Raw genomic sequence first — 619 nt, forward strand, 5'->3', positions numbered from 1 at the left:
TAGTACGGCTGTCCCCCAACTCGCTGCCGCCGCGTCAACGCACGGCCATGACGGCCCTGGCTCTGTCCGAGCCGCACCGTGTGCGCTTCGAGGAGTGGCAGGCGCTCTGCTCGGCGCTCGGAACGGACTTCGACGTCGCGGAACTGCGCACAATCGGCGAGGAGTCGCCTTTCGTCACGGTTGAGCCCACGGACGAGGTACCGGTGGCGTTCACTCACGAACGCGATGCCCGGACTCTTCGCGGGGGAGTCCCTGCCGACACGTTCCAGGCCTTCCAACAGACCGTCGTGGACCGCCTGTTCGCCTGCACCCATGGCGACCCGCTCGATGACTACCTGACCCGTGCCCTGCCCGCCCACGCCGCAGCCGCGGGCCGATTCGAGGAACTCCTCGCGGATCCCCGGACGCTGGTCAAGTGCACCCACACCGCCCTACTCAACGCTCTCCGCGTGGCCTTCCCCGACAGCATTCCCGCGGGCAGCCTCGCCGCGGATCTGTATTACCTCGACCATCTCGGTCTGGCGCCGTCCTCGCAGGCGGWGTGGGTGCACTTGACCAGCGTCCGGGGATCCGCGAGGAGTTCCTCGAATCGGCCCGCGGCTGCGGCGTGGGCGGGCAG

1 protein-coding gene is annotated in these 619 nt (G+C 69.1%); it reads left to right on the forward strand.

Annotated features, from left to right (window positions below; translation table 11 throughout):
- Positions 1–47: 47 nt before the first annotated feature.
- The coding region (locus EAO75_RS45435; RefSeq protein WP_148000961.1) for a hypothetical protein at positions 48–619 on the forward strand (572 nt) is incomplete at its 3' end.

The organism is Streptomyces sp. UW30 (assembly GCF_008042075.1).
Classification (GTDB): domain Bacteria; phylum Actinomycetota; class Actinomycetes; order Streptomycetales; family Streptomycetaceae; genus Streptomyces.